This is a genomic window from Halalkalibaculum sp. DA3122, assembly GCF_043951865.1.
Classification (GTDB): domain Bacteria; phylum Bacteroidota; class Rhodothermia; order Balneolales; family Balneolaceae; genus JAMQKA01.
In genome coordinates this window covers 37,494-57,576 of the sequence record NZ_JBINJF010000019.1, presented here as the reverse complement: position 1 = coordinate 57,576, position 20,083 = coordinate 37,494, and the positions used below count along the sequence as shown (strand labels likewise).

At 52.0% G+C, this 20,083-nt stretch carries 12 protein-coding genes; 6 read left to right on the top strand and 6 right to left on the bottom strand.

Annotation, left to right across the window (positions count from 1 at the left end):
* The first annotated feature begins 333 nt into the window (after positions 1-333).
* A complete protein-coding gene (locus ACG2F4_RS12960) occupies positions 334-1,482 on the top strand; it encodes a chemotaxis protein CheB (RefSeq protein WP_395261302.1) in 1,149 nt (382 codons plus the stop codon).
* Positions 1,483-1,879: 397 nt separating this feature from the next.
* On the top strand, positions 1,880-4,681 hold the full coding sequence (locus tag ACG2F4_RS12955; RefSeq protein WP_395261301.1) for a cation-translocating P-type ATPase: 2,802 nt from the start codon (positions 1,880-1,882) through the stop codon (positions 4,679-4,681).
* 153 nt (positions 4,682-4,834) lie between these two features.
* On the opposite strand, the gene ACG2F4_RS12950 is transcribed toward ACG2F4_RS12955, so the two are convergent.
* Positions 4,835-6,391 (bottom strand): arylsulfatase, encoded by a 1,557-nt coding sequence (locus ACG2F4_RS12950; protein WP_395261300.1) that lies wholly within the window; start codon positions 6,389-6,391, stop codon positions 4,835-4,837.
* A 67-nt stretch (positions 6,392-6,458) separates the two neighbouring features.
* Positions 6,459-7,316: a family 16 glycosylhydrolase gene (locus ACG2F4_RS12945; RefSeq protein ID WP_395261299.1), complete on the bottom strand. Its 858-nt coding sequence runs from the start codon at positions 7,314-7,316 to the stop codon at positions 6,459-6,461.
* Positions 7,317-7,859: 543 nt separating this feature from the next.
* Here ACG2F4_RS12945 and ACG2F4_RS12940 point away from each other — a divergent pair.
* Positions 7,860-10,400, top strand: a complete 2,541-nt coding sequence (locus tag ACG2F4_RS12940) for an RND family transporter (RefSeq protein WP_395261298.1) — start codon at positions 7,860-7,862, stop codon at positions 10,398-10,400.
* A 45-nt stretch (positions 10,401-10,445) separates the two neighbouring features.
* Here ACG2F4_RS12940 and ACG2F4_RS12935 read toward each other — a convergent pair whose 3' ends face one another.
* Complete coding sequence (locus ACG2F4_RS12935) at positions 10,446-11,876, bottom strand: AMP-binding protein (protein ID WP_395261297.1); 1,431 nt, start codon at positions 11,874-11,876, stop codon at positions 10,446-10,448.
* Positions 11,877-12,286: 410 nt separating this feature from the next.
* Between ACG2F4_RS12935 and ACG2F4_RS12930 the strand changes: the two genes are divergently transcribed.
* The 3 genes from ACG2F4_RS12930 to ACG2F4_RS12920 all read left to right on the top strand — a co-directional run bounded on the left by ACG2F4_RS12930 (position 12,287) and on the right by ACG2F4_RS12920 (position 13,936).
* The gene (locus ACG2F4_RS12930) at positions 12,287-12,826 is read left to right on the top strand and encodes a carboxymuconolactone decarboxylase family protein (protein WP_395261296.1); all 540 of its coding nucleotides are present in this window, start codon (positions 12,287-12,289) and stop codon (positions 12,824-12,826) included.
* A 331-nt stretch (positions 12,827-13,157) separates the two neighbouring features.
* Complete coding sequence (locus ACG2F4_RS12925; RefSeq protein ID WP_395261295.1) at positions 13,158-13,562, top strand: TraR/DksA family transcriptional regulator; 405 nt, start codon at positions 13,158-13,160, stop codon at positions 13,560-13,562.
* A gap of 143 nt (positions 13,563-13,705) precedes the next feature.
* A complete protein-coding gene (locus tag ACG2F4_RS12920) occupies positions 13,706-13,936 on the top strand; it encodes a hypothetical protein (RefSeq protein ID WP_395261294.1) in 231 nt (76 codons plus the stop codon).
* Between the two features lie 399 nt (positions 13,937-14,335).
* On the opposite strand, the gene ACG2F4_RS12915 is transcribed toward ACG2F4_RS12920, so the two are convergent.
* The 3 genes from ACG2F4_RS12915 to ACG2F4_RS12905 form a co-directional block, all read right to left on the bottom strand.
* Positions 14,336-15,469 carry a site-2 protease family protein gene (locus tag ACG2F4_RS12915; protein ID WP_395261293.1) on the bottom strand — a complete coding sequence of 378 codons (1,134 nt, stop codon included), beginning with the start codon at positions 15,467-15,469 and terminating at the stop codon, positions 14,336-14,338.
* A 124-nt stretch (positions 15,470-15,593) separates the two neighbouring features.
* Positions 15,594-17,429 (bottom strand): sulfatase-like hydrolase/transferase, encoded by a 1,836-nt coding sequence (locus ACG2F4_RS12910; protein ID WP_395261292.1) that lies wholly within the window; start codon positions 17,427-17,429, stop codon positions 15,594-15,596.
* A 215-nt stretch (positions 17,430-17,644) separates the two neighbouring features.
* The gene (locus ACG2F4_RS12905; RefSeq protein ID WP_395261291.1) at positions 17,645-19,252 is read right to left on the bottom strand and encodes an AAA family ATPase; all 1,608 of its coding nucleotides are present in this window, start codon (positions 19,250-19,252) and stop codon (positions 17,645-17,647) included.
* Between the last annotated feature and the right edge of the window lie 831 nt (positions 19,253-20,083).

The following is a 20,083-nucleotide window of genomic DNA, read 5'->3' as shown; positions in this document are numbered from 1 at the left end:
TTCTTCATCTCGGCACACCTTCGAAATTCTGTATTCTTCAATCTACATTCATAATTCCCTACTCCTCACCAACAGCTGTAGTGAAAAAACTTACATCCATGCACAATTTTTATACTACAGAAGATGTGTTCCGGATTACATAGATTTAAACGAAATATTCGGGAGAAGTTAAATCTCCCTGCTGCAGGTGTCTGATGAATCGCCTCCCTGCAGCCATGAATTACCACAGGCAATTTAAAAAAAGGATTGAGTACGCCAACCACGTGGCAGGAGCTGTCTGAAGAAAATCGATCAGGGGAGAACAAAAATCTTAAAAGCAAAGAGGATACCAAAATGAAGACTCTTTTACTGATCGATAGCGACCTGATCGCCCGTCGTGCTATCGCCAAGATACTGCGCGAACAGTCCGAATACCGATTGATTATCAGTGGGGACCCCGGTAGTGCCGTTCAGGATATCTCCCACGCAGCCCCGGACCTGCTTCTGTTGGGTGTCAAGCCGACGGAGGTAGAGGAGATCGCCCTGCTAAGCACCATTAAGATACGCTTTCCGGATCTGCCGGTTGTTATTTTGAGCGAGCGCTCGGAACCGGGTGCAGCGCTCGCCATAGCTGCGCTTAGACTGGGGGCCATTGATGTGATAACCAAGCCGGCGGATTGTAATTCCATGCTTTTTGCCGATCGCCATCTGGCCAAGCGGCTGCTTCCTATTGTCAAAACATCGCTAAAGGCGAAAGGCAGAAAAAAACGGCCATTGCCGGCCCCGGCGGAGGAGCAAAGGCAGGGAGATCTTCAATCAGTCTGGCCGCTGAATCTAATTGTCGTGGGAGGGTGCACCGGGGGACCGCCCGCCCTTTTCAGGCTGATAGAAACATTGCCTGAAAATTTCGCTGTTCCCGTCGTCGTGGTACAGCATTTTCCAAGATACTATACGAAAGTGCTCGCACACCGGCTCGACGAGCTGTCTGCGCTCAAAATTCGAGAAGCTCAAAACGGGGTTCCGTTAAAAGCGGGAACGATATGGATCGCTCCGGGCGGGTACCATACCGAGGTGTTCCGCACCGGCAACGAGACCCAGCTAAAAGTGCATCGGGGTCCACGTGAAAATGGGGTCCGTCCCTCCATCGACCTGCTGTTTCGGTCCGCAGCCCGGTTGTACGGACCCGGGGCTTTGGGGGTTATCCTTAGCGGCTACGGCACTGATGGTATTGCGGGAGCGGGGGCTGTCAGGCAGGCCGGGGGACATGTGCTGGTCCAGGATCACCGTTCTGCCCTCGTGGGGGATCTTCCGCTGGCCGTCATAAAAAAGAGATATTGTGATGCCGTGATTCCGGTTGAACAGATGCTCCGGCAGTTTGTTTTGCGGGATGAGGGCGCCATCCGCACCCTGAATAGTTCCGATTCGGTTGAGGAAAAGGCGATGCCGGTAAAGTCAATACCTGCCCGAAATATCGACCGGCACCTGTTCAGTACGTTGAATTAGGGCCTGTGACACTACCTGTATGCACTGTGCAGGTAGTATTTGAGAATCTTCAATGATTCGTCGGGTAAAAGGTTTTGCCGTCCGACGGATGATGGGCTCCCTTTTCAATTATTTATTAAGACCTTTGCAACACCGGGCAGTCATACTGAACATGGGGAGGCCCCTTTCGATTAAAAGGTACATCGTGATTTACAGATTCTGTGACAAGCTCATAATAGGGGTAAATGATTTGGAAAGGCCTCAAGATTTGTGTATTCGCTGACTGTTGGTTAGAGTGAGTCTCACTTTCAGTTGGCGAGTACAGCTTGTCGAGTTGCGAATTTAGTATTAACCTCTTGTAATCATTCATCATCCCAGCGCATTGCATCCCAAAAATGTCATATCTCAGCGGCCGACCATGAAGGATTTCCCTTCCACCTCCCCGGGCGACATCCAAGCGACGTGGGCAAAACCGGCGGACGAAGTGATTCGTGAATGTAACACCGATCCCGAAAAAGGGCTTTCCGCGAAGGAGGTGCATCAGCGAAGGCAGCAATACGGTCCCAACATGCTCAGGGAGCACAAGAAGAGATCGCTTTGGCTCATCCTGGCAGAACAGTTTCAAAGTCTCATCATCGGGCTCCTGGCGGCAGCCGCGGCGGTAGCATTCTGGTTTGGAGAATGGATTGAGGGATGGGCGATACTTGTGGTCATTATCATCAATACGCTGATCGGATTTTTTACCGAGCTTCGTGCGATACGCTCCATGGAAGCCCTTTTTAAGCTGGGCAAAATGCGAACACGGGTACGGCGCGAGGGCCGGGTGGAGGAGATCGATGCCACCGACCTGGTACCGGGAGATATTGTGCTTGTTGAGGCAGGGGATATTATTACGGCCGACCTCCGTATTACCGAGGCCTCAAGACTGCAGGCGGATGAGTCCGCATTGACCGGGGAGAGCCTTCCGGTGGCAAAAGAGAAAGATCCCGTTGACGAGGATACGGTTCTTGCAGAACGCCGGAATATGCTTTACAAGGGGACCGCTGTCACGCGCGGTTCCGGGGAGGGTGTAGTCGTGGCGACCGGCACCAAGACCGAACTGGGAACCATATCGTCGCTGGTTGAGGAAGCGGAGGAGCAGCAGACACCGCTCGAGGAGCGACTCGACAAGCTGGGGCACCGTCTCATTATTGTGACGCTTATTATCGCCCTGTTTGTGGTGATCTCCGGTATTGTTGCCGGTAAAGAGCTTTTTCTGATGATAGAAACCGGTATCGCCCTGGCGGTTGCCGCCATACCGGAGGGCCTGCCGGTGGTAGCCACCATCGCCCTGGCCAAGGGACTCCGCATTATGGCCTCGCGGAATGCCCTTGTTAACCGGCTCTCATCCGTGGAAACACTCGGGGCCACCGGCATCATCTGCACCGACAAGACTGGTACGCTGACTGAAAACAGGATGACTGTAACGATGGCGGTGCTGCCCGGAGGTCCCATAGAGCTGGATGCGGACGGAGAAGGGAATGACCTGGCAGTAACCGAACAGAACGGATTGGGAACAGCCGGGGGTACCGGCGAAAAACCGGTGTTGGAACCGGAACCGGGCCTGACGAGGTTGCTTGAGATCGGGGCCTTGTGCAACAATGCGTCGTTGGACAACCGGGGTGCCCCCCGTGGGGATGCCGGGTCCGGAGGTGGCACGGGAGATCCTCTTGAAATTGCGTTGCTGACCGCAGGGAGAAAAGCTGGAATTGAGGTGTCCGATCTGGCCGAACGGTATCCTGAAGTGCGGGAAGAGGCATTTGATCCGGAGGTCAAGATGATGGCGACCTGGAACCGGGTTGAGGATGGGGAGAGTCAGTACCGGGTCCATGTAAAAGGAGCACCGGGAGCTGTGATGGAGGTGTGCGATCGCATCCTGGAACAGGGCAGCGTGAAACCCCTGACACCAGAAAAAAAAGAGGAGTTGAAAAAGGTAAACCGGGAGCTGGCGGCACAGGGACTGCGGATGCTTGCGCTTGCCTATAAGGGCTCGGATGAGACGGAAGCAGATCCCTACGAACATCTCATTTACACGGGACTGGTTGCCCTGCTGGATCCCCCCAGGAAAGATATTGCACCGGCTATTGAGCGCTGTCGTAAAGCCGGCATACGTGTCATCATGATCACCGGAGACCAGTCCGAAACGGCGCGGTATATCGCCGGGGCCGTCGGGTTGCTTGGTGGGGAGGAGGAGCTGCCAGAGGTTATCCACGGAAATGATCTGCCGTCGAATGAGGAGCTGGAATCCGTGCCGGAAGAGAAACGTGCGGTATTGGAAACATCTATATTCGCTCGGATAAGTCCGGGTCAGAAGCTAAACCTGATCGAGCTCTACCAGCAAGAGGGGCATATCGTGGCGATGACCGGAGACGGCGTCAACGACGCCCCGGCGTTGAAAAAAGCGGATATCGGCATTGCCATGGGACAGCGGGGTACCCAGGTGGCCCGCGAGGCGGCTGACATGGTGCTCACCGACGACTCCTTCTCTTCGATTGTGGCCGCTATTGAGCAGGGGCGTATTATCTTTGGAAATATTCGTCGCTTTATCTACTACCTGATGTCATGCAATGTCAGCGAGGTGCTCGTTGTGGGAATCGCTTCGCTGCTGGGGACTCCCCTGCCGATTCTTCCGCTCCAGATCTTGTTCCTGAATCTCGTTACCGATGTGTTTCCGGCCCTGGCTCTCGGCGTGGGAGAGGCCGAAGACGGTGTCATGGAGCGGCCGCCCCGACCGCCCGAGGAGCCGATACTGGACGACACGCACTGGAAAGGCATCTTCGTTTACGGGTTGATTATTACGGGATCGGTGTTGAGCGTCTTGTATATTGCCCTCTGGGTACTGGAACTGGATAATCGTGCTGCTGTCACGCTTTCATTCCTGACGCTGGCGCTGACACAGCTGTGGCATGTTTTCAACATGCGCAGCAGCTCCTCGGGCATCCTTGATAACACCATAATCCGAAACGGGTGGGTGTGGGGAGCGCTGCTCCTGTGCGTGTTACTCCTGCTGTTGGCGGTATACATTCCACCGATTGCAGCCGTCCTCCAGGTCCAGCCTCCGGGAATTGTTGGATGGGGAATCGTACTCGGATTTAGCCTCATCCCGTTGATCGCCGGCCAGAGTTGGATCTGGCTTAAATCCAAAAGAACCAGCCAGGCTGCCGGACTTGGGGCATTGTAGCGAGATCACTTGTTCCAGGTTTTGGAAGCATACCGTACATCGCTGCCGTTGATTTTATAGTTTATTCTTGGTGAAAAATGAAGAGGGAAAGGCTGATGAAGAAGTCTTAATGTGAAACAAGAGACGATTGTTCAGACGAGGTGTCTCTTTTTTTCATTTCCACGTTTGGGACCATTCCCGCCATTTTTGTTTCAGCTCCCGGGTTATTTCCGGATGTTCCCCCGCCAGGTTGGTTGTCTCCGTGCGATCGTTCTGCATATCGTACAGCTCCCATTCGGATCCCCAGCGCACCAGTTTCCACTCTTCGGTTTGGATGGCACTTCCCTCTCCCCAGTCGTAGTAAAGCGGGGACTCACGTTCTATGTTTCCACCTTCAAACAGGGGCCGCATGCTAACGCCCGCCAGGGGATACACCTCTTCCCCTTTATAGCGCTCCGGGTATTCAGCTCCCGTTATGTCGATAAGGGTAGGCATCAGGTCAATAAAATGGGTCAGGGTGTGATTCACCGCTCCTCCATCGGCAATCACTTCCGGCCAGTGCACGATGAAGGGGGTGGCCGTGCCGCCTTCGTGGGAGTAGTTTTTGTACTTTCGGAACGGCGTGTTGGCCACGTTCGCCCAGTCCTCCTTCAGGGAGGCCCAGCGCGTGAGGGATCCGATTGGTCCCTCACCTATCTGCACGACCTCGGCCGAGGCGCCGTTGTCGGAAGCAAACATAAACAGCGTGTTTTCCCATTCTCCCATCGCCTTAATGGTCTCGATCAGCCGCCCGATATTCTGGTCCATCCGGTCGATCATGCCGGCATACACCTGCATGCGGCGGACCTGGTCGGCCCGGGCCGAGTCGCTCAGCTCCTCCCACTGCGGGTATTCCGGCTCCGGTCGGGGGTAGCGGTCGTCCAGCAGGCCCATTTCGATCTGGCGTTCATACCGGGCCTGGGCAATCGCCTCATATCCGTTCTCGTAGACACCTTCATATTTTCGGACCGACTCTTCAGGCGCCTGCAGCGGGTCGTGCGGGGCCTGGTAGGACAAGTACAGCAGGAATGGTTTTTCTTCTTCCTCGTATTGCCCGAGAAGCTCAATCGACCAGTCAGTCCAGCTGTCGGTGCCGTAATAATCTTCGGAAGGGGTAAAGGGAGCCACCAGCGAATCGTCAAAGGCGAATGTGCGCGGGTAGGCCCACTCTTTCTGGGCGGGGGGACCCGGATCGGAGGGGCGCTGTTCGCCGGGATTAAAGTAGTTGGCAGCGCCGTCGCGCAGGCCCCAATAGTGATCAAATCCCCATTCATGCGGATTGTCGGTACCGTGGTGCTTCCCCACGAACAGCGTGCGATAGCCCGCCCGCTTCAGTACCTCTCCGAACATCACGGAATGGTGAAAATCTTCCGGCTGCTCGTGCATCCCACTCTGCTGGGCATACAGGCCGGTCAACAGCACCGCCCGCGAGGGAAAGCACTTGCTGGTGTTGTGCATGCGGGTAAAACGGATCCCGTTTTCGGCCAGGCGGTCCAGGTTTGGAGTCGAGATTTCGGACCCGTACGCCCCGATATCTGAGTAGCCCAGGTCGTCGGCCAGCACGAGCACAATGTTCGGATTGGCATTATTTTTTTCCCGACTGTCCTCCCCGCTGCATCCCAAGCAGAAAGCCAACATCAATACCAGTATTCCTGTTAACGCCTGCCTTGTTACCGGTTTTAATTGTACCATCTTGTTCCTTTTTATATGTGACTGAATTTTAAAATTCCCGTTTTCTTTGCCCGAACTTCAAGCGGCTTCACGAATCGTTGCGTTCCTGGTATACGCGGACGTAATCCACCTCGTATTGTTTTGGGAAATCTGTTCCCGAGGGATCCCCGCCGTTGGCGCCGATTGCCAGGTTAAGCAGGATATAATGGGGCTGGTGAAAAGGATTAAACCCATCCGGATTCAGTGTTTCAGCGAGATCAATTTCGTTCAGCAACTGGTCATCCAGGAATAACCTGATTCGTTCCTCGTCCCATTTCATTTTCCAGGTGTGATACTTCTCCGGCCACTCCGGGTCGTTCTCAAGAAACTGTTCAAACGGAATCTTCTCGTCATCCCAAATTGGATTATGTTCCTCATCCGCCCAGGCGGCATTGGCCAGGATAGAGGGCTCCCCGTTTACCCGGTAGTACTCCATAATATCGATCTCCCCGTTGGCGGGCCAACCGCGTTCGGGATGGGTGCCCAGCATCCAGATGGCCGGCCACAGGCCCCTGGCGGTATCGATGCGCGCGCGAACTTCAACGATACCGTACTGAAATGACTGCTTGCCCCGCGTATTGATACTTGAGGAGGTATACTCGGCAAAGGGTCGATGTTTTCGCCAATCTAAGCTTGTGGAGTCGTGAAACTCATTTTTTACCCGTTCCCGGCGCCCTTCAATCACCAGTCTTCCATTCTCGATGCGGGTGTTGTCCGACTGATACCACTGCAATTCTTCATTCCGAACAAACCCGTGTTCATACGACCAGTTTGATGTATCGGGCTTTTTTCCCTCGTTGAATTCATCATGCCATACGAGCTCATAACCCTCGATACCAGGAAGTGTATTATCGGGCTGATAAGGAGACGGTTCCGCGGGACCGCAGCCGGCAACTGCCAACATCATCAATAAAACTGGTATTCGATTTAGCATCTTCCGGTATCGGTTATTCGTTATGTCCCTGTAAAAAGTACAGGAATTCAGTTGCGGAACTGTTCGCCAGGTAATATCATCAAAGAGCCCCGGATTTCCATAATTATTCTCTCTGTCCGTTCAAGCCTGCTCAATGTTGCCTGCTGCTTCAGAAATTCCTCCCCGGCTTCAAGTCTGTTAAAAATCCAATATATCAATACTCAGCAAATATTCGAATGCAGATATCGGATTGTCAGCAGGAGCCCCGGTACTGCCTCGTACACGGTTTTGCAAAGTGTTCTTGTAGGGACTTCTCTTACATATCAGTACTGCTCCACTCCACACGATATTGAGTAAAAGCGATTCCTCTACTCCCACGTATAAGTTCTATTTTCATATCAACGGGTATATGCTACCCAAACTACTGAGGCTATGTAAAACAGGAAGGAAGATGCAGGAACGACCGATCATGCGCGAGGTACTTAATTCGCCCCGATCACCTTGTCCCATTAATGGTATCAATGAGGAGTTCCCTCAATGATCGACTGGCTCTTTAATCATCTTCGGCCCGGCATCCGGTTTGTAACCCGGCACCCCCTGAAGGTGCTGGCAACAAGTATCCTGTTGGCCACGGCGGGGTTCATGCTGGCCCGTAACCTGCAGATTGACAATGACCTCTCCAAGCTGATTCCCAGGGACTACCCCAGCGTCCAGGCATTGAATACGTTGCGGGAACAAGTGGGAGGAGAACACGAGGCCGCGGTGGCTATCCAGAGCCCATCTTTTGAAGCCAACAAAAGATTTGCAGAAACGCTCGTTCCCCGGGCCCTTGAACTAATAAATCCCACAAGCGGGGAACCCTACTTTGTGCGGGCTGAATTCCGACGCAATATCGATTTTCTGGAAAATAATGCACTCTACTTTGCAACCGGGGAGGAACTTGACCAGCTTCAGGAGTACCTTGAAACTGCGATTGAGGAATCGCGCCGCCAAGCCAATCCCTTTTATTTTGAACTGGAGGAAGAGGAGATCGAGTCAGACTCGGTCGGTTCGGAGCTGGCCCGGCGCTACAGTGAGCTCGTGGGATCGGAATACATCATGTCGGCCGACTCTGCGGTGCTGGCTGTCAAATTGTTTCCAAAAGGTACCCAGACCGATCTGTCATTCATCCGTAATGCATATGCCGAACTTGATGCGCTAATCGCAGATCTCAATCCAGCGTCCTTTCATCCTGAAATGGAGGTGGCGGCAGCGGGTCGGTTACTACGGACACTGATCGAGATTGAGACCATCACCAGCGATGTCATCGCCTCTTTTGGCACCGGGGTCTTCATGTTGTTATTGGCGGTTACATGCTATTTCTACTACAAGGGGTACCGGGTTCGATACGGCAAAAAGCTCAAAGCAAGATGGCTTATTGAACAGCTCTCCCACACCCCGGCACATGCACTTATTATGGGGTTGCCCCTGGTACTCAGCCTCTGCTGGACGTTTGGGATTGCGCAGCTCACGTTCAACAGCCTCAATATCATGACCTCAACCCTGGGACTTCTCTTATTTGGAATGGGGGTCGATTTTGGCATCCATTTTTACGCTCGTTATGCCGAAGAGCGCGGTGGGGGAAATTCCGTTGAACAGGCCATTGTAACGACGTTTATGACCACCGGGCAAGCCATTTTTGTCGTGGGATTGACCACCGCTGCCGCCTTTTTTATTCTGACACTCGCAGATTTCAAAGGCTTTAGTGAGTTTGGATTTATTGCAGGAACGGGATTGCTTTTTGCGATCATTGCGTACCTCGTATTTTTGCCATCTCTCATCGTCCTGCTGGAAAAAAGTCCGTTTCTAACCCTCGACACCCTGGCGACACAAAAGAGTAATCCATCATCTGTAACTACAACGTCGTCCATACCCACCAATACCCGGCGTTGGAAGATTATCTCCGCAGGTATTGTCGCGATTGCCGTTGTGATGACCACCCTTTCTTTTGTAAAATTTGATCAATTTTCGTTTGAATACGACTTTGCAGAATTGGAACCCACTTATGAAGAGTTCAACCGGCGGAACTACCTGGTCTGGAGGGCGTACAGTGACCGCGGGACCCGCAATTCGGCATACATCATAGTAAATAATTCAGAAGATGCGCCACTAGTAGCCGATATCCTGCGCCATCGGGCCAGGACTGACACGACGAGTCCCACCATAAGGGAAGTCGAAACTTTTCAGGATCGCTACCCGCTCTCAAGCGAGGCAGCAAGAATCAAGCTTGAAAAAATATCCGATATCCGTGAGCTGCTGAATGATTCTTTTCTGGAGGGTTCCTCCGAATCTTCAAGTGACCTGGAGAGACTGAAAAGAGCCTCGCAAACCCGGGAACCCATTCCGCTGGACCGCGTACCTGAGTTTCTGCGCGCTCCATTTACTTCTGCTTCAGGAGCCGTCGGCAACCTGGTGATCATCCATCCGTCGATAGGATTGGCCGACGGGCGCAATTCAATTGCGTTTGCAGATGATGTCGGTGAAGTCACCCTGCCCGACGGGACGACATATTATGCAGGCTCCACCTCGATCGTTGCCTCCGACATGCTGCAGCTGATGATTTCCGAGACTCCCCTCATGGTCATGCTAACACTCATTTTCATCATCCTCTTCAAAATGCTCATCCTGCGTGGTGTTAAATGGATGCTCCTTGCCCTGGTGCCACTGGCTGCCAGCTTTATATGGCTCTTCGGCATTATGGAGATAATCGGTTGGAAATTGAACTTTTACAACCTGGTGGTTCTTCCCACCATACTGGGGATCGGCGACGACAGCGGAATCCATATTGTGCACCGATACCTTGAGGAGGGAAAAGGCTCAATCAGGCGTGTTCTCAGATCAACCGGGGAACACATAACGGTAAGCACCTTTACCACCATGCTCGGGTTTGGAGGGCTTTTATTTTCTATTCATCCCGGAATGCGCTCGATTGGTGAAGTAGCCATACTGGGGATAAGTCTTGCGCTGCTGGCAGCAATTCTCGTGTTGCCATCCATGCTTTACATGATGGAAAAACCGGGAGGCGGCTCTCCACGTTGACAAGCCAGCAAATCTGACACCCGGCACATCGGGCATTTCACTTTTTCATGGTGCAGTTTTTGATTCTCCCTGTTCGGCACGATCCAGAATCCAGAAATAGCCATCCGCATCTTTTTGAGCCCAATCCCCGGTTAGATACCAGCCGTCAACAAAGCTGTCGCTGTATTGCCGGGCCTGGCCCAGGTAGCCGCGAAACATCGAGGTCCACCCCGCTTTTAGTGCCAGCTGGCCCGTTTCTCCCGGTTCCTCAACAAATCGCAATCGTTTGCCGGACTTCCCCTTTTGCACTATGGCGGCACTGATCCCCGGCAGGGGGCGGCCCACAGAGCCGGGTTTGACTTTCATTCCCGGGAAATTGGCGATCATAATGCCACCGGTCTCCGCCTGCCACCAGTGCTCAAGAACGGGCATATCCAGCGTTTCCAGGCTCCACCGCGCCGCTTCGGGATGTAATGGCTCCCCACCGCTCTGGACAAGCCTGAGAGCGTTCAGGTTAAGCTCGCTATTTACATCGATATGGGACTGCATCAGGTGGCGGATGTCGGACGGGGCAGTGTACCAGACCGTCACCATCTCCTCTTCCAGCGTCTGATACCACAACGGGGCGTCGCACTCGGCTTCCACGACCAGGTTCGTGATCCCGTGCAGCAGAGGAGACAACAACCCATAGATGATTCCCGTCGCCCGCCCCGGGTCCGCAGTACACCAGAAGATGTCATCCCGGTGGAAATCCAGCACAAATTTGCCGGTAATATAATGGGTCAGGGCAGCCTTGTGTACATGGATTACCCCCTTCGGCTTCCCGGTGGCACCCCTGGTAAAATGAAACAGGGCGGCATCGTCAGGGTCGGTGGGACAGATGTTAAGTTGTTTATCCGCCTTACTCATCAGTACCTTTAATGAGTATGTGGAGCGATCCTGCGTTTTGTCAACATCAGTCAACAGTATATATTCAAGGTGGGGCAACTGGTCCACCCCCTTCTCCAGTGTATGCCGGTAGTGTGCTTCCGTCGTTACCAATACCCGCGCTTTCGCTTCGTTCAACTGCCGGAAAATCGATTCCTGCCCAGAAGCTGGCGACAGCGGGCAGAACACGCTGCCCTGTTTGAACGCTCCAAGCGCAGCAATGTAAAGGTCCGGGATACGGCCCGCCAGGGTAGAGACGACGGCGCCTTTTCCGATCCCAAGCTCCTGTAACACATTCGCAAACCGATCGGTCACCTCTTTTAGTCGGCGATACGAAAACTCTTCCGTTGACCCGTCCCTTCCGAGCCAGCGTATTGCTATCCTGTTCCTGAGACTACTCCCGGCGTGCCGGTCTACCGCCTCATACGCTATATTCAATCCCCCGTCGGGCAGACCGGATAACTCGGTAACATATTTATCCCACCTGAAGGAATCGTATACCTTCCCGTAATCGATCAGGTTGGGAAGCACGTAACGGTTTGTCTGTTCAAAAAATCCTGCTTTAGCCATCACATAGTCTTTCTAATTTTGAGAGGTCCGGGAAAAGCTCCTGGTTTATCACTGGCCCTAACATGCATTTCTCACGAGTAAAATTTTATGTTTCTTGTAACGCTTTGATATTTAGTGAGTTACATTTATTTCAATACCAAAAATACTATTACAGTGTGTAGCCAGTTGCGAAATTGGTTCGTATGCTGCGTTGATGGTGGAAATCGCTCATTCAATGTATAACGATACGTTTCGATACCGATTTCCACCATTGCCTTGCATTCAAACCGATTTCTTGGTCAAAAATGCAGGTTAAATATTATCATTAAAAATGACAAGTCATTGACATGTTACTTGATTAAGTCAGATTAATTGCAGATCTATCAGTTACAATAATACATATTCAATTAAATAGTAAACGAGGATATTTTATGGCTCACATCGAACTACAAAACCAGCTTCCCGGTATTGTCGGACTGTTGACTCAATTCAAGGAAACCGCCAAACCGCTCTCGGAGTTGGCCCAGGTGCTTCTGCGGGGAGACTCCACGTTGACGGAAGGAGAACGCGAGCTTATCGCAAGCCTGGTTTCCGCACGCAACGAGTGCAAGTTTTGCATGAACTCGCACGGCGCCACCGCCAGTCACCTGCTGGACGGTAATAAAAAACTGGTCAAACAGGTCCAGGACGACTACCGGTCTGCCCCGGTGAGTGCAAAGATGAAAGCGCTTTTGCATATCGCGGCGCAGGTACAACAAGGCGGCAAACATGTAACAGAACGGGATATTGTGGATGCCCGGGAGCAGGGTGCAACCGACGAGGAAATTCATGACACCGTACTTATTGCGGCCGCATTCTGCATGTACAACCGGTATGTAGACGGACTCGGCACATTTGCCCCCGATAACCAGGAAGTGTATGACCAGCACGGCAAAGAACTGGCCACGGAAGGGTACCTGAGATTCAGCTGATTGCGGTTAAAAGGCTGGTTGGGATTGTTACGTGGTGCGGATCCAGGGCAGGGAAGCCTTGCAAGGCGGTGAATTCCATCTTTGTCCCTGGTCTGCCAGCAGCTGTTCCAGGGACGGCGTCTGCAACAACAGCTGCCGTTCCTGGCCGGTACCGGCAGCCTGGCGTAAGTTCTGGCACTACATCTTTTTGGTCTTTTCTACTATAGTCTACGGTGTCAATAATTATTAGTAATACATGAGGGCTCTGCAAAAAATGACGGTATTGACCAAAAAAACGGTTTGCAAAGTCCTCTACAAGACAGTATTCAACTAAACAATGGAAGGGGCCGACATGATGAATTCCAACAAGAACAAGGAGTATTTCAGCCGAAAAGAACTACGTCATTTCAAAAAGCTTTTACTGGAGAAACGCAAAGAAGCCCTGCAAACACTTGGCGTTCTGGATGACAGCATATCCAATCTTAAAGAGGTCGATGATGCGGATTATTCCTCGATTGCCCACCATATGGGGGATGTTGGATCGGATGTGGAAGAGGAGGAGTTGAATTATCAACTGAAAGAGCGCACGCAAAAATTTATAGAAGAGATCAACGACGCCCTGGAACGGATAAAGAAAGGCACGTACGGCATGTGCCGGGCAACCGGCAAGCCGATTTCAAAAGAACGATTGGAAGCGGTTCCCCATACCCGCTACAGTATTCAGGCCAAGCAGGAGGGGCTTGCAGAGGATGGTTAGAAAGCTTCCCAATACGTGCCCGGCACCTTTTATGGAGACTACCAGCAGCAGGGGCGGGATCTCGCTTCGCCCACTCCAACAGCGGCAGTACCCGGTTTTACCATAACCACAATCACTTACCACAAAAAACAGCGGTGACAGGTATGAGTTCACAAGATCGAGAGCAGGAAAACCTGTTTCATGAACGTATATCGATCCTTCAAAAACAGGGATACCGGGGATTCAGTGTTCACAAAGTAAGGAAAAAGTGGGATGGCGTGCAGGTAACCGCCCGCAATGACAGCGGGCGCACGGTCAGCGGGTTCGGGGAAACCAACGAGGAGGCCCACATAAAGGTGATCGAAAAGATTGATGAGGCCCTGGAAATTCAGTAGTAGCTCCAGTGCCATGTCAACCATGAATATCCTGGTTTGCTGGAATGCAGATAACACTGATGCTGTAGATTACCGCAGAATAGTAGTTCTAACAGTATCTTTCCCAGCTGCCTGCGTGGTTCGGCATGATCGGGGGTATCCAACAGACCGAACTCCGGGATTTGACGTGACACCAGTATTATATCAGTGGTCTGCATGTTCTGACAGATCTTCCAGGTATTTAGGAAAGCATCGATCCATTACTTACTAAGAGGGCTTTGAACAACCAGGGGTTTTGGTCAAGGTCATAGGTTGAGCGAATTTGAAACCGGAGCTTATTAGCTATAAGTAAGGATTCCAAATTCGCGAAAATACAATGATTGGTCAAAACAACGGTTTTCAAAAACCTCTATAACGACACTAGGTGTTCAGGGGAACTTCCGCTCGATCGGTGATGCCGGGGTAGGACTTGAAGACGATAAACTCATTTATATTATTCTGATCTATCGCTCCCACCAGCTGCTGACGGTCCACAACAGGGAAAAACCCCTTTTGGCTTGACCGGATTTTGATATATGCTTCGCTCAGTGGTTCATCGGGATGCAGCGGTTCAACATCGGTATTCATGATCTCTCTTACCCGGGCATCTCCCCGGCCATTCCGGTACGCCGCCACCAGGTCCGTTTGATACAGAACGCCTTCCACGCGACGGTCCGCAGCTACCACAAAATCGCGCTCTGTGCCTGAAAGCACCAGATCGACCACCTCGGAAAGAGGATCATCCGGTTCCAGGACCGTAATGTCGGTCATCATCGCCTCAGCAACCGAACGATTTTTGAGCAACGTCATCTGTTGGACCATAATGTTTTCGCCCTGCGCTCCAAAGAACACAAAGACCCCGATCAGTACCAGGATGGGATTAAACAGCAGGCCAAACAGGAAAAAGAACAGGGCCACCATCTGTCCCAGCCAGGCGGCGATCTGGGTAGCCTGCATCCGGTTCATTTTCATTGAAAGAAGAGCTCGCAGAATTCGTCCCCCGTCCATCGGGAAGGCCGGAATGACGTTAAAAAGTACCAGCATCAGGTTGGCTGAAAACAGGTAAAACAGGAAATTACCCGCGTTGATTGCGCTCAGCGTCTCTTCCAGCTGAGCCGGATCCTGGCTTATGAAGTCACCAACCGGGACCACAAGGTATAAAAGGAGGGCGATAACCAGGTTCACCGCGGGACCCGCGACGGCTACCAGCAGTTCCTCTTTCGGATTCTCCGGCATCGACTCGAGGCTGGCCACTCCGCCTATCGGCAACAGTGTTATCTGCCGGGTGCCTATGCCGTATCGAGCGGCCGTCAGGGCATGTCCGAGTTCATGGGCAATGACACAACCGAACAACACCATTACAAAACCGATGCTCCAGAAAATGGCGGCCAGATCGTTGCCCCTGCTCAACTCCAGGAATACCACCCATCCAATCAGCAGTAGAAACGTCCAGTGCACCTGGATGCGAATACCTTTTACACGCCCAAGTGACAGTGACCCTTTCATTTTTTTCATCGTTCTCCTGTTTTTAGTGTATTAGTTCGCAGGTTTACCGGTAGAACAAAAAACGTATTGGTTATATCTCTTTTTTAGGATTACTTGCTACCCGGCACTCCTCCTGCGAATATTCCAACCGAGATTATTCGCCAACTATGGATGTCGCCGCCCGCCGGATATAGTAATCGGTGCCCCACTCGTCATCATGTATCCCGGGCAGGTCCTGTATCATTTGCTCCATGCGGCCGGGGAGCGCCTCTATTTCCAACGCTTCAATTGTGTTGAGCGCCCGCAGTTTTACAAAAGGATGGTCGGCTTGAAGCGATTCCTCCAGCAATTCCAGACCGGCGGTGCGGAATCCATGCCGGTACAGCGCTTCCGCCACGGCTACGCGCACTGCAGGCGAAGGATCATCGATGTGACGCTTCAGGACTTCTTCCACCTGTGGCGCCTGGCGCTCGGCTACAGAAAACCCGGTGGCAGCCCAAAAACGGACGGCCCCGTTGGAATGATCCATCTGTTCGGCCAAAAACTCCAGGTTGTCTGAGGCATTGCGGGTAGCCTGTTCCGCGGTCTCAATAATTTCATCGATCGGCATCGACTGTTCGCGGGCCGCATCATACAACGGTCGGTTGCCGCGCAGCGAGTCGATCGTCTCTTCCGGGATAAATCCCAGGTCCTGCTGCTCCCGAATCCATTGGGCATTGGCTTCGCGCATTCGCTGCAGGACCTCCTGATACCCGGGATCTCCCGCAAGATTGTTAACGTTGTGCGGATCGGCATCTATCCTGTACAACTCCTCGGCCGGCTTGGTCTCAAAAAAACGTTGCTGGGTGTCATCCAGGGTTCCCCCGAGAAACTGCTGGTGCCAGCTCAGCATCGAGGGCGCCCGCCAGAGATATGCCAAATGTTGCCCGTAGATTCGGTGCGGCATATAGTTGCGCACGTAGAGATACTCTTTGTCCCGCACCGCCCGGACCAGGTCAAAACGCTCGTCCATCCGCCCGCGGTAGGTATGCACGTAGGTTCGCGGGGTATCCTCATACTCACCTAGGAACGCTTTGCCATGCATATACTCCGGCGGCTCTATTCCGGCCAGGCTCAATACGGTTTTCGGGAAATCCACGAACGAGACCAGCCGGTCGGTCCGGTCCCGCTCCGGGGCCAGGTGCTCATATTTCGGCGGGAAATAGACAATCAGCGGCACGCGCAGCCCCGATTCAAACATAAATCGTTTTGAACGGGGGAGCACGCCACCGTGATCGCTGTAATAGAAAATGATCGTATTTTCCGCCTCCCCCGAAGCCTCCAGCTCGTCGAGCACCTGTCCCACTTGCGTATCCATTTTTGTAATCTGGTCATAATAATGGGCCCAGTCTCTCTTTATCTCCGCGGTTGCCGGATGATATGGGGGGAGCTCCATCTCTTCGGGGTCATGAATCAGTGTATCAATGGGATCATGCAGCCGGCTCTCGTGGGTAGTGGTAAAGTTACGCACGTGGAAGAAGGGCTGGCCCGGCTCCCGTGTTTTATAGGTGGCGCTGTCGCTGGATTCCACCCACGCTTCGGGTTGATCAATCGTGTTATAATCCTTCTTTACATTGTTGGTGGTATGATACCCTGCATCCCGAAGGTACTTGGGAAAAAACCGGATCTGTTCGGGAATGGGAAACGTGCTGCGCATATTTTCGGTACCCATTGCGTTGGCGTACAGCCCGGTGATAAGAGTGAACCGCGAGGGCGCGCAGACCGGGGTAGTGGCAAATGCGTTTTCATACACGGTCCCGCGCTCGGCCAGTCGATCGAGGTTCGGGGTATCTGCCAGTGAATCTCCATAGGCGCCCAGGTAGGGGCTGTTGTCTTCACTGGTGATCCATAAAATGTTGGGTCGTTCCACTGAAGGTTCTTCTTCCGGGCTGCATCCCCAGCCCAATATTGCGATTAAGACGATAACCCCGATACGTGTTTTAATCATCATGTTGTCCTCATCCCTGTTTTTTATTTCTAAAGATCTTGGCAAAACCGTTTATTAAAAACCCTCTTAATAATAAATCCGGTGACCGGTAAATGCCTTATAAATTCCACATTTTCCTTACTCAGGGTATATAGCATCTATTTTTCGATTGAGCAAACCGTGGTCGGCTCTCTGTAAAGTTATCTGCCGAAGGGACGAGGGACCAGGGACCAGTAGTATTATGTATCTTTCTCTTTTTCGAGGTGGCGCTTTACCAGCTTTCGGTAGAGCTCTTCGCGGGTATCCAGGAACGGTTGTTCCGTACTGACAGAGAGGAGGTGTGAGGCCGCTATCTCCGCCGGCGGAGTGTAATTTTGATCCAGCGCTTCAAAATCTTCCAGCCGGGCGTCCGATACCACCTGGCCACCCTCCCGCTTTTTCAGCCGTTCCTTGATGGTTTCGTCCGAGGCGTTCGCCTCGATGAACAGGTAATCCATATTATGGCGGGCCAGCAGCTCCACCAGATTTTTCCGGCTTTGCCGATCGCTGTACGTCGCATCCAGTATGACTGTTGTCCCTTGCTTCAGTTGTTCGATCGCCCGCTGTTGAAGTTCATTATAGGTCTTGTCAGACATCGCCTGAGAGTAGAGGTCCGGGCGGGTTTCATCCGGCGTTCGCTCGTGCAGCGGCAGGCCCGCCATCGACTTACGTATGCGGTCGGATGAAAAGATCGGAAGTGAAAGCGTCTCGGCCATCATTTCGGCCAATGTACTCTTGCCGCTGCCGATCCGCCCCATGACGATACAGGCCGTCGGTTCCGAGCCCAGCAGGGCATAGCGCAGCGAAAGATCAAAATATCGGCGGGCGATCCCGGCAGCCTCCCGGCGTTCCGCCCGGGGTACCTCCTCTTCTCCGCTCTGCAAGCTCTTGACCTTTCCCTTGACGTAGGCGCGGTAACATTTGTAGAACGTTAGTATTCCGGGGAGATCGGGATCGTCAAGCTTGTCGGCCATCCGGTTCACAAAATAGCGCTCCTCTCTCCAGCGATCCCTGAAATCGAGGTCCATTGCCAGGAATGCCAGGTCGGCGGCCAAGTCACCATAACGAAATCGTTCATTAAATTCGATGCAGTCATAGATCCGAACCTTTTCGGGGGTGATATGGATATGGTCGAGGTGGAGGTCGCCGTGCCCGTCAACGATCCGGTTTTCTTCAATTCTGCGCTGAAACAGGCTCTTCCGCCATTTAAAATAGCTGTCGGTGTATGCCTGAATGGCGTCAAAAGAGAGCTGATCAATTGTCTCACCAATATACGGGCGGGTCTGCCTGAAATTTTCGTCGGTGTTGAATTTAACCTTTTCAATGGTACCGTACTGAAGGATCTGATCGTCCGGCTGCTGAGCGGTATAAAACGATGCCAGCTTGTCGGCAACGCGCTCCAGGTGATCGTTGGTCAGGTTGTCTCGTTCAATCAATGTGTGCAGGAAATACTCACTGTCCAGTTTTTTCATCTTTACCGCGTATTCCACGATATCGGCTTCCTGTGTTTCCAGCGCGAATGTGCCGCCTGTCCTGCCGATCGGTACTACACCAAGGTAGACATCCTCGCAAAGACGTCGGTTTAGTGTTACCTCCTGCTCGCAAAAATGTTTGCGCTTTGCAAGTGTACTGTAGTCGAGAAACTCAAAATCGACCGGTTTCTTTATCTTGTACACGTAGTCCCCCGCCATAAAGACATGGGAGATGTGGGTTTGAATATGCTTCACCTCTTCCGGCTGGTGGGGATATGAATCTGTCTGCTCAAGGAACTGGAGGAGACGGGAATATTGATCAGAAGTAAGCGCCATGTGGCATAACGGATTTTATCGTGGGAATACTGTTGTGAATTAGTCAATATATAAATTTATTCATCCCTTTTGATGTCTGCTTTTCCGATTCGGAATTGGAGATCCTGTTGCTATATGGTACTCAGCCAGAAGCACTTCCGTCCCGGGGAGTTACATTCTCCTGGATGAAGGGCTCTTTTTCTTATTAAAGCTTCCTTACCGACTTTCCCTGTTCGTTTTTTGAATGATCAAAAAAACGAACCGCAATATACACCGCCGGAGATTAGTTATTGGTTGTCAGGAATTAATTGTCTTTAACAAGTAACCTCTTCACAAATAACCAAACCGCGCCTGTGCTAAACCATTGAACTCGGTCCGCTGGGAAACCAACGCTGGTAAAGATGCAATTATAAATCCGCGAAACTACCGATGTTGACCAAAACAACGGTTTTGCAAAGTCCTCTTCAATGCACATCCAATAACATGAGGCAGCAGAGGAAGGAATTACTTTTGAGTACGCTCTAACCTGTATTTCTCACAAAAATGAATATAAATTTCTCATAATGCTTTGATATACAGTGAGTTGCATTGATTTTAAAACTGAACATGCTATAACAGTTTGTAGCGGGCTAGGAAATTGTCCCGTCTGCTAGTTAAAGATGGTAATCGCGCACTTAACGTATCAATATACGTTTCGCTTGCGATTACCACTTCGCCTTGCATACGAACCAATTTCTTGGTGAGAAATGCAGGCTAAATAAAGCGGTAGTTATCCCGTTTTGGTAAAGTGTATAAACAGTACAACCAATATCACAGGTTGGGTAACCCGAAAACCGCACCGACGTAAATCAA

Excerpts from the sequence above, each read along its gene's own strand:
- ACG2F4_RS12960 (WP_395261302.1), top strand. The coding sequence starts at position 334 with ATGAAGACTCTTTTACTGATCGATAGCGACCTGATCGCCCGTCGTGCT.
- ACG2F4_RS12930 (WP_395261296.1), top strand. The coding sequence starts at position 12,287 with ATGGCTCACATCGAACTACAAAACCAGCTTCCCGGTATTGTCGGACTG.
- ACG2F4_RS12955 (WP_395261301.1), top strand. The coding sequence starts at position 1,880 with ATGAAGGATTTCCCTTCCACCTCCCCGGGCGACATCCAAGCGACGTGG.
- ACG2F4_RS12940 (WP_395261298.1), top strand. The coding sequence starts at position 7,860 with ATGATCGACTGGCTCTTTAATCATCTTCGGCCCGGCATCCGGTTTGTA.
- ACG2F4_RS12925 (WP_395261295.1), top strand. The coding sequence starts at position 13,158 with ATGATGAATTCCAACAAGAACAAGGAGTATTTCAGCCGAAAAGAACTA.
- ACG2F4_RS12910 (WP_395261292.1), bottom strand. The coding sequence starts at position 17,429 with ATGATGATTAAAACACGTATCGGGGTTATCGTCTTAATCGCAATATTG.
- ACG2F4_RS12935 (WP_395261297.1), bottom strand. The coding sequence starts at position 11,876 with ATGGCTAAAGCAGGATTTTTTGAACAGACAAACCGTTACGTGCTTCCC.
- ACG2F4_RS12905 (WP_395261291.1), bottom strand. The coding sequence starts at position 19,252 with ATGGCGCTTACTTCTGATCAATATTCCCGTCTCCTCCAGTTCCTTGAG.
- ACG2F4_RS12915 (WP_395261293.1), bottom strand. The coding sequence starts at position 15,469 with ATGAAAAAAATGAAAGGGTCACTGTCACTTGGGCGTGTAAAAGGTATT.
- ACG2F4_RS12950 (WP_395261300.1), bottom strand. The coding sequence starts at position 6,391 with ATGGTACAATTAAAACCGGTAACAAGGCAGGCGTTAACAGGAATACTG.
- ACG2F4_RS12945 (WP_395261299.1), bottom strand. The coding sequence starts at position 7,316 with ATGATGTTGGCAGTTGCCGGCTGCGGTCCCGCGGAACCGTCTCCTTAT.
- ACG2F4_RS12920 (WP_395261294.1), top strand. The coding sequence starts at position 13,706 with ATGAGTTCACAAGATCGAGAGCAGGAAAACCTGTTTCATGAACGTATA.